The 7,474-nt window shown below is 72.7% G+C and carries 7 protein-coding genes; 5 read left to right on the top strand and 2 right to left on the bottom strand.

Annotated features, from left to right (window positions below):
* Positions 1–1,260: bifunctional lysylphosphatidylglycerol flippase/synthetase MprF (locus tag AB0J52_RS20145; RefSeq protein ID WP_500183125.1), on the top strand; the 1,260-nt coding region annotated here is incomplete at its 5' end.
* Between the two features lie 55 nt (positions 1,261–1,315).
* Here AB0J52_RS20145 and AB0J52_RS20140 read toward each other — a convergent pair.
* Positions 1,316–2,119 (bottom strand): LolA-like protein, encoded by an 804-nt coding sequence (locus AB0J52_RS20140; protein WP_500183124.1) that lies wholly within the window; start codon positions 2,117–2,119, stop codon positions 1,316–1,318.
* 250 nt (positions 2,120–2,369) lie between these two features.
* Between AB0J52_RS20140 and AB0J52_RS20135 the strand changes: the two genes are divergently transcribed.
* From AB0J52_RS20135 to AB0J52_RS20120, 4 genes are all read left to right on the top strand, one after another.
* Positions 2,370–3,428 carry an LLM class flavin-dependent oxidoreductase gene (locus AB0J52_RS20135; protein WP_500183126.1) on the top strand — a complete coding sequence of 353 codons (1,059 nt, stop codon included), beginning with the start codon at positions 2,370–2,372 and terminating at the stop codon, positions 3,426–3,428.
* A gap of 22 nt (positions 3,429–3,450) precedes the next feature.
* A complete protein-coding gene (locus AB0J52_RS20130; protein ID WP_500183123.1) occupies positions 3,451–4,956 on the top strand; it encodes an AMP-binding protein in 1,506 nt (501 codons plus the stop codon).
* A 144-nt stretch (positions 4,957–5,100) separates the two neighbouring features.
* Positions 5,101–5,850 carry a FadR/GntR family transcriptional regulator gene (locus AB0J52_RS20125; protein ID WP_500183122.1) on the top strand — a complete coding sequence of 250 codons (750 nt, stop codon included), beginning with the start codon at positions 5,101–5,103 and terminating at the stop codon, positions 5,848–5,850.
* On the top strand, positions 5,847–6,530 hold the full coding sequence (locus tag AB0J52_RS20120; protein WP_500183121.1) for a sterol desaturase family protein: 684 nt from the start codon (positions 5,847–5,849) through the stop codon (positions 6,528–6,530). Before AB0J52_RS20125 ends, AB0J52_RS20120 begins: the two co-directional genes overlap by 4 nt.
* Before the next feature lie 88 nt (positions 6,531–6,618).
* Here AB0J52_RS20120 and AB0J52_RS20115 read toward each other — a convergent pair.
* The coding region (locus AB0J52_RS20115; RefSeq protein ID WP_500183120.1) for a hypothetical protein at positions 6,619–7,474 on the bottom strand (856 nt) is incomplete at its 5' end.

Genomic DNA, 7,474 nt, shown 5'->3' with positions numbered 1-7,474 from the left:
GTGCTGGTGGTGACCGCCGCGGTCCTGACGGTGGTCCTCGGCGGGGTGACGATCAGCTCGGTCGGCCCGGACGTCGCGCACGGCCTGTCCGCGACCGGCGGACCGTCCGGCGGCGCGGCCTGGCTGCCCGGCGCGCTGTCGCTCATCGGCGGGGTCGGCCTGCTGGTGCTGGTGGTCACGCTGCTCGCCCCCGACCCCGCGCCGCCGCCCGGTGACGAGGACGAGCGTCGCCGGGTCGCGAGCCTGGTCGCGCACCCCGGCTCCGACACGCTCGCGCCGTTCGCGCTGCGCCGCGACAAGGCGTACGTGTTCAGCCCGGACGGGCGCGCCGCGATCGGCTACCGGGTGCTGTTCGGCGTCGCGGTGGCGGGCGGCGACCCGGTCGGCGCGCAGGACGCGCACGGCGCCGCGATCAACGCCTTCCTCGACCTGTGCCGCCGGGCCGGCTGGCGTCCGGCGGTGCTGGGCGCGAGCACCGAGCTCGTGCCGTCCTGGGGCGGGCTGCGCTCGTTCGGCTTCGGCGACGAGGTCGTGCTGGTCCCGGAGACGTTCTCGCTGTCCGGACGGCAGATGCGCAACGTTCGGCAGGCGGTGAAGCGCACCCACAACTTCGGCGTCAAGACCGAGATCGTCCCCGAGCGGGACCTCGACCCCGGGCTGCGCGGCGCACTGCTGGACGTGGCGAGCCGCTCGCTCGGCGGCGCGGCCGAGCGCGGCTTCTCGATGAACCTGGACGAGCTGCTCACCGGCTACCACCCGGGCGCGGTCGTCGCCGTCGCCTACGACGAGACCGGCGCGCCGATCGCGTTCCAGCGGTACGTCTCCGCGGGCCAGGGCCTCAGCCTGGACGCGATGCGGCGGCTCCCCGAGGCCCCGAACGGCCTGAACGAGCGGCTGATCGTGGACGTCGCCGAGTGGGCGAAGGAGCGGCGCGTCGAGCTGGTCTCGCTGAACTTCGCCGCGTTCCGCGAACTGCTCGACGCCACCGACCGCGGCCCGGTCGAGAAGGCCGGCTACCAGGCCCTCCACCTGCTGGACCCGTGGATCGCGGTCGAGTCGCTGTACCTGTTCGACCGCAAGTTCCGGCCCGACTACAAGCCGCGCAGCGTCGTGTTCCGGTCCTGGGCCGACATCGGCTGGCTCGCCGCCGCGCTGCTCACGCTGGAGTTCGGGCGCGTCGGCGAGGTCCCGGCCGCCGACCGCGCCCTGGAGCCCGCCGCCGACCCGTCCGCGATGGGCCACCCCGGCCGCACCCGCTGAGGTCCGACGAGAAGGGCCCGCCGCCCTGACCACGTGGTCCGGGCGGCGGGTTCGTTCAGGTCCGCGCCTTCTTGATCTTGTTGGTGTCGATCGCGTCCGCCGGAGCCTGGATCTGGAGCGGTGCGTCGTACTCGGTGAAGTCGAAGGTGCCCTCCGGCATCTCACCGATCGCCGCCGTCGAGCTCAGGCGGAGCAGGCGCGGGGTCCCGTTGGCGGCCGTGAACACGGTCATCTTCCCGTCGGGGCCCGTGACCCCGATGGCGGGCACGCCCCCGACGTCAGCGCGGCTCGTCTTGAGCCCCGAGGACGCCGTGAGGTCCTTGCGCGGCTGGGCGAAGACGTCCCGGTCGAACTGGCGGACGCCGAGGAAGGTCTTGAACTGCTTGGCCTGGCTCGCCGGGAACAGGACCCACTTGCCGTCGAGCATCGACGCGAACGTCTTGTCCCCGAGCATGCCCTGCCAGAAAGCGCTGTCGGCGCCCATGTAGAACTTGCCGTCCACGGTCCGGAGCTTCACGGTGGCGGGACCGTTCCCGAAGCCGCCCTGCATGGTGCCGTCCGACTGGTCCGCGCCGAGGTGGAAGTCCAGGCTCATCGCCTGGCCCTCGCCCTTGAAGTTCGCCTTGACATGCACGGACTTGGCGTTCTTGAAGTTGTCGAGCGCGGCCGTCACCAGTTCGGCGGGCGGCTTGGCGGAGTTGTCGGCGCCGGACGGGGTCGCGGACGAGGTGGCCGCGTCCAGCGTGCTCTTCGGCGCCGCGCCGTCGCTCTTGCCCCCGTCACCGCCACCGCAGGCGGTCAGGGTGAGCGTCGCGGCGAGCAGCGCCGTGCCCGCGGCCAGGAAGGTGGTTCGTCCCACGTGGTGCCGTTCCTCTAGTCGATCTTTCAACAGATGCCGATAAGTCGCCCAGGTCCGTACGAAAGTTGACACAGAACCCCATAACGCTTGCGTCTCGGCGGACCGGCGGTCGCCTCCCGTCCGGCCGGAAGGGCTGTTAGGCTTCCCAAGCGAGCGCTTGGTACGTAATCTGGCAGGGTGCGGCTCCGCCCCCGGGCGGGCGCCCGCCCCGCGCGTTGACGAAGGAGCCTGCGACGTGGCTGACCGCCCGATGAAGTTCTCGGCCTTCCACCTGTTCCACCAGTTCGCGGGGCAGACCCCGGGTGAGGTGTACGAGTACCAGATCGAGATCGTCGAACTGCTGGAGGAGCTCGGCTTCGACGGGGTCTGGATCGCCGAGCACCATTTCCGGGAGTACGGGACCGTCCCGAACGTCTTCACGATGCTGGCGAACCTGGCCGCGCGCACCGAGCGGCTGCGGCTCGGCACCGGCATCGTGGTGCTGCCGCTGCACAACCCCATCCACGTGGCCGAGGAGGCCGCGATGGTGGACCTGCTGTCCGGCGGGCGGCTCCAGCTCGGCATCGGACGCGGCTACCAGGCGGTCGAGTTCGAGAACTTCGGGCTCGACCTGGCCGAGGCGCGGGACCGGTTCAACGAGGCCCTCGACGTCATCCTCGGCCTCTGGACGCAGGAGAACTTCGAGTACAAGGGCCGGTTCTTCGAGACCGGGAACCCGCTGAACCTGATGCCGAGGCCCGTCCAGCGGCCGCATCCCCCGGTCCACGTGGCGGCCGTCAGCCCGGAGACCGTCGAGATGTACGCCGCGCGCGGGCTGCCGATCCTGGCCGACCCCGCCGCGCCGTTCAAGAAGATCGCCAAGGCCGCCGAGACCTGGCACGCGACCGCCGCCGCGCACGGCGTGGACACCGCGGACGTCGAGCTGGTCGCCAGCCGCATCGTGTACGCCGCGCCGACCATCGAGCGGGCCCGCGAGGACCAGGCCCGGTTCGAGGCCGCCTTCGACCGCTCCCGCATCTTCAACCTGCAGAGCGCGCCCATCGACCGCGCGACCGGGCAGGCGGCCAAGGGGTTCGAGTACTACGCGAACCGCTACCTGAAGGGCGGTTCGGTGGACAGCGAGTTCCGCTGGGAGCAGCTCGAGGTGATCGGCGACCCCGAACGCGTCATCGGCCAGATCCAGGCGATCCGGGAGATGGGCTTCGGGCACCTGATGTGCGACTTCGGCTCCACCCGGCCGATGCCGCTGGAGGAGATGAAGGACGTCCTGAGGTTCTTCGCCGCCGAGGTCATGCCCGCGTTCCGCTGATCCCCACCCCCCAGGAGGCGCGATGTCCGCAGTACACCGGCTCACCCTCGGCGACGTCCTCGCCGAGCACCGACGCGGCCGTCCGGCCGGCGCGGCCGTCGTGGACGGCGACGTCCGGCTGACCTATCCCGAACTGGACGACCGGGTCGCGCGCCTCGCCGGGGCCCTCGCCGCAGCCGGCGTGGAGCCGGGCGGGCGGGTGCTGTGGCTCGGCCAGAACTCCTTCCGCGTGGTCGAACTGCTGCTGGCCTGCGGCCGCGCCGGGGCGGTCTTCTGCCCGGCGAACTGGCGGCAGACCGCCGACGAGATCGCCTACGTCCTCGCCGACCTGACGCCCGCGGTCGTGGTGTGGGAGGAGTCGGAGGCGGTGGAGAAGGCGCGCGGGCAGGCCGCGCCGGGCACCCGCTGGATCCGCTCGGGCGAGGAGTACGAGGCGTTCCTGGCGTCCGGCGAGGCGCACCTCCCCGAGGCCGCCGACGACGACGCGCCCGTCCTCGCCCTGTACACGGCCGCGTTCGACGGCCGTCCGAACGCCGCGCTGCTGAGCCACTCCGCGCTGATCGCGCACAGTATGTCGCTGCTGCACATGCGGCAGATGGAGGACGGCTTCACGTTCCTGGCCTGCGGCCCGCTGTTCCACGTCGGGACGATGATGTTCACGCTCGCGACGTTCCAGCTCGGCGGACGGCTCGTCTTCACCCCCGCGTACGAGCCGGAGGAGGTGTGCCGCCTGATCGAGGCCGAGCGGTGCACGCAGGCGTTCCTGTTCGGACCGATGATCGACGGCCTGGTCCAGGCGAACCAGGGCGGGAAGTACGACCTCGGCTCGCTGCGGTTCGTCTCGCACTCCCCCGAGTGGGACGCGATGATCACGGTGGACGACAGCCCGTGGTGCGCGTCGAAGATGGGCGGCTACGGGCAGACCGAGGTGGGCGGCATGCTGACCTTCCTCGGCCTCGGCATGGGCGGCGCGGGGTTCGCGGGCCGCCCCTCCCCGCTCGTCCACGTGCGGCTGCTGGACGCCGACGGGAACGAGGTGCCACCAGGTGAGGTCGGCGAGATCTGCGCGCGCGGGCACAGCCTGTTCTCCGGCTACTGGAACCGGCCGGAGCTGAACGCGGCGAAGGCGGCGGGCGGCTGGCACCACACCGGCGACCTCGGCCGCCGCGAGGCCGACGGCACGCTGACCTTCGTCGGGCCGAAGCTGCGGATGATCAAGTCGGCGAACGAGAACATCTACCCGGCCGAGGTCGAGCGCGCCCTGAAGACGCATCCGGCCGTCGCGGACGCGGCCGTCATCGGCGTCCCGGACGAGCGGTTCGGCCAGTCCCCCAAGGCCGTGGTCGTGCTCCGGGACGGCGCGGAGGCCACGGAAGAGCAGATCATCGAGCATGTGCGGGGCGAGATCGCCTCCTACAAGAAACCGCGCGAGGTCGTGTTCGCGGCCGAGATCCCCAAGCGCGGCTACACGCCCGACTACGACGCCCTGGACGCCGAGCACGGCGGCGGCGCGTACCCGGGCGACTGATTCGGCGGGCCCGCGAAGGGCCCGTGAGACCCGGTGCCGAGCGCCGGTCGGCGTCCCCCCTCGACGCCGACCGGCGCTTCCTTTGTGGAGGATTACTGGTCGGACCAGTTGACATGTTGACCTCCCGACGCCCAGAATCCGATCATGAGCGGCTTCTCCCCCGTCGAGCGGACCTCGGTGGCGACCGCGGTCTTCGAGCAGATCGCGGCCCGGATCCTGGACGGCACCCTGCCCCTCGGCGAGCGCCTCCCGGCCGAGCGCGCGCTGACCGAGGAGTTCGGCGTCAACCGGCAGGCGCTGCGCGAGGCGCTGCAACGGCTCGACCAGCTCGGCCTGGTGGAGATCCGGCACGGCGGGGCCACCCGGGTGCGCGACTTCCGCCGCACCGCCGGGCTGGACCTGCTCCCCCGGCTGTTCCTCGGCGCGGACGGCGGCATCGACGCGGCGGTGGTCCGGTCGGTGATGGAGATGCGCACGGCGATCGGCGCGGACGCGGCCTCGCTGGCCGCCGGGCGCGCGTCCGCCGAGATCCGCGCCGCCCTCCGCGACGTCCTCACCGCCCTGGAGGCGCTCGTCACCGGGGACGGCGGCGGCGCGGACGACGCCGCCGCGCTCGCCGCGCTCGACGTGCCCTTCTGGGACCTGCTGATCGAGGGGTCCGGGAACGTCTGCTACCGGCTGTCGCTGAACGTGCTGCTGGACGCCTACCGCCCGGCCCAGGCGCTGGTCGACGAGCTCCTGGTGGACGAGCGGCGCGACCTGGCCGCGCACCGGGACCTGGTCGCGGCCGTCGAGGCCGGGGACGGCGAGCGGGCCCGCGCCCGCGCCGCCGCGCTGCTCGACCGGGGCCGCGCAGCCGTGCTGGCCCACTTCCCCGAGGAGGACCGAGAGTGAGCCCACGCCCCCCGACCCCCGGCTGGCTCCGGCCCGGCCTGACGCTGTCCGGCGCGGCCCGCGAGTTCTTCCGGCATCCGAGCCCGAAGGCGCTCGTCCCGGCGGCAGCGGCCGCCGTCGGCGCGCGGCTCGCGCTCGGCCGCTGGACGCGGCGCGACGCCGCCGTGGCCGCCGGCATCGTCGCCGCCGAGCCGTTCATCGAGTGGATCGTCCACGTGGGCGTGCTGCACTGGCGGCCGCGGACGGTGAACGGCCGCCGGATCGACCCGCTGCTGTCGCGCAAGCACCGCGCGCACCACCGCGACCCGCGCGACGCCGAGCTGGTGTTCGTCCCGATGCCCGTCGTCGGCCGGGTCGTCGCGGGGATCGTCGTCCTCAACGCCGCGGTCCTGCGGGAGCGGCGGCAGGCCATGACCGGGATCGCGACCTCGCTCACCGCGCTCGCCGTCTACGAGTGGACGCACTTCCTGATCCACTCGTCCTACCGTCCCCGGCACGCGCCGTACCGGGCCGCCTGGCGCAGCCACCGCCTGCACCACTTCCGGAACGAGCGGTACTGGTTCGGCGTCGTCACGCCCCTCTCCGACCAGGCCCTCGGGACGTATCCGGCGAAGGACGACGTCCCGACGTCCGCGACCGTCAAGACGCTGGGGATCGAGGAGGAACCCCAACCGGCCTGACCGCCCGCACGCGAACGGCGGGCCGCCCGTCAGGGGCGACCCGCCGTCAGCGTTGTTCAGCGGTGTGCGGTGGGGAGGTGCCGAAAGCTCAGCGGTGCTGGGCGCCCCGGTACACGGCCAGCGCGTCCTTCTGCCACTGCGCGCCGCAGGCGTCCCTGCCGCAGCTCCCGTAGTAGCTCGCGGTCTGGTAGCCGACGCCGGTGGTGGCGTTGAACTTGATGAGGAACGGGCCGCCGCTCGCCCCGCCGCTCATGCCCTTGCAGTTGGCCAGGTAGATGACGCGCTTGTCGCTGCTGCCGCGCGGCTTGCCCGAGCAGCGCCACGCGTAGTCCTTGTCGCCGGGGATGCCGAGCAGGTTGGTGGAGTACTGGCTCGGCTTGTAGTTGAACGCCACGCCCTCCGAGCCCGCCGCGTCCTGCACGTGCTTGCCGCTGCGCTTGTTCAGCACGATGAAGGCGTTGTCGCCCTTCACCCCCGGCGTGGTCACCCAGCCGGCCTTGCGCCAGGTGAACCAGCCGCGCGGGGCCTTGCCCTTGGAGTACGCGGGGGCGAACCGGTAGTTGGAGCCGCCCTCGCCGAACCCGCAGTGCCGCGCGGTCGAGATCGTGTCGTGGTTGTCGGACACCACGACGGTCGCCGTGCACATCCAGGTCTTGCCCTTGAGACTGAAGAACAGCCTGCCGAGCGCCGGGGGCTTGCGCCACTGCGCGGTGACCTTCCCGGCCTCGCCCTTGGGCAGGGTGCCGGTGCGGACGTAGGGCGCGCCCTGCGCGGACGCGTCGAACGAACCACCCGTGGCCGCCGCCGACGCGGCCGGAGCGCGGTACTCCTTCGCGCTCGCGATCCGCTGCTTGGTCCAGAACCTGTCGATCTGCGCGGAGCTCTGCCCGGCGTCGACGAACGTGACGCGGGGCGCGGGCGCGGCCGCGGTGCGGGCGGGCGCG

Source organism: Spirillospora sp. NPDC049652 (assembly GCF_040675125.1).
Classification (GTDB): Bacteria; Actinomycetota; Actinomycetes; order Streptosporangiales; family Streptosporangiaceae; genus Spirillospora.
This window is presented reverse-complemented; position numbering and strand designations above follow the sequence as displayed.

Excerpts from the sequence above, each read along its gene's own strand:
- AB0J52_RS20135 (WP_500183126.1), top strand. The coding sequence starts at position 2,370 with ATGAAGTTCTCGGCCTTCCACCTGTTCCACCAGTTCGCGGGGCAGACC.
- AB0J52_RS20130 (WP_500183123.1), top strand. The coding sequence starts at position 3,451 with ATGTCCGCAGTACACCGGCTCACCCTCGGCGACGTCCTCGCCGAGCAC.
- AB0J52_RS20125 (WP_500183122.1), top strand. The coding sequence starts at position 5,101 with ATGAGCGGCTTCTCCCCCGTCGAGCGGACCTCGGTGGCGACCGCGGTC.